Annotated in this window: 1 protein-coding gene; it reads left to right on the top strand. The window is 46.7% G+C overall.

Annotation, left to right across the window (positions count from 1 at the left end; all coding sequences use genetic code 11):
* Positions 1-317: 317 nt before the first annotated feature.
* On the top strand, positions 318-1,336 hold a 1,019-nt coding region (locus N0824_RS19100; RefSeq protein WP_146184303.1), incomplete at its 3' end, for a S8 family serine peptidase.

Genomic DNA, 1,336 nt, shown 5'->3' with positions numbered 1-1,336 from the left:
GATTATAGCTACAATGATGGATTTTTATCAAGGTGAAGAATTGTAATTGGTTTTCTCAGAAAAAATCAATTATTGAAAATAGTTTTTAATAGTATTCTCTACAATGACAGTTTTTCGTAAAAACATCTTGGGGAATGTAAAAACATATAAAAATATATGAAGATGTGCGGAATGTCGGTTATAATATAAGCAAACAAGAGATTTAGCCCCAAGGCAGAAAAGTTGGGCTGGTCTTTTTCCCTAACCATAAACAGAAACAATCCAACACCCCCAAGTAATTGACCGATTAATTTTCGGAAAGTGGGGTGTGTGTGGTGATGAAGACAACACAAGTAAGTTCCGATTTATCTAGTACAGATATGCCATCTCTAGAAGATTCTTTGAGTTTTGATGGAGCCTTCCCAATCACCTTTGATTTAACAGGTTCCGACGATTTAACTGTATCGAGGGAAACGCCTCCCTTAGGAGTCCTGAACTCTAAGCCCTCCCCCTCTACAGTCTCCTCTGAGGCCCCCACGGTTTCAGCTTCCCCTGCTGCTACGGGTCAAGTGGTCTTTCCCGCTTCCCTCAGTATGAACTCTTCTGGTTATCCCACCAGTCCAGCGTCGAGTCCTGCCTCTGTACCCACCGCTGCCGCCGTCACCACCAGTCCAGCGTCGGGTCCTGCCTCTGTACCCACTACCGCCCCCGTCACCTCAGAGCTAAGACCGGCAGCAACTAGCACCCTTGCCCCTTATGCTCCCAATCAACTCATTGTCAAGTTCAAGAAGGGGATCGCCAGCGCCGAAGTTGCTCAGTTTAAGTCCCTCTTTGGTGCTGTCAGCACCCAGACGATTAAACTGACGGGGGCGCAGGTTTGGAAGTTATCCGGGTCGCTCTCTGTGGAGAAGATTCTGGCACAATATGGCTCCCATCCGATTTTTGAATACATTGAACCTGACTATATTCGGACGCTGGGTACAATTAGTACCCAGGCGACATTCCCCAATGACCCCAGTTTTAATCAACTTTGGGGATTGCATAACACCGGACAAAGTGGCGGTACTCCCGATGCCGATATTGATGCCCCTGAAGCCTGGGATATTCAAAAAGGCAATCCTAATTTAGTGATTGGGGTTATTGATACGGGGGTTGACTACAATCACCAAGACCTAGTTGGCAACATCTGGACAAACCCGGGGGAAATTGCCGGAGATGGCATTGACAACGATGGCAATGGCTACATTGATGACATTCGCGGTTGGGACTTTGCCTACAACGACAATAACCCCAGTGATGTTAATGGTCACGGAACCCATGTTTCGGGAACCATTGCTGGCAAAGGAAATAATGGGGT

This window comes from Microcystis sp. 0824 (assembly GCF_003112475.1).
Lineage (GTDB): Bacteria > Cyanobacteriota > Cyanobacteriia > Cyanobacteriales > Microcystaceae > Microcystis > Microcystis aeruginosa_C.
This window is presented reverse-complemented; position numbering and strand designations above follow the sequence as displayed.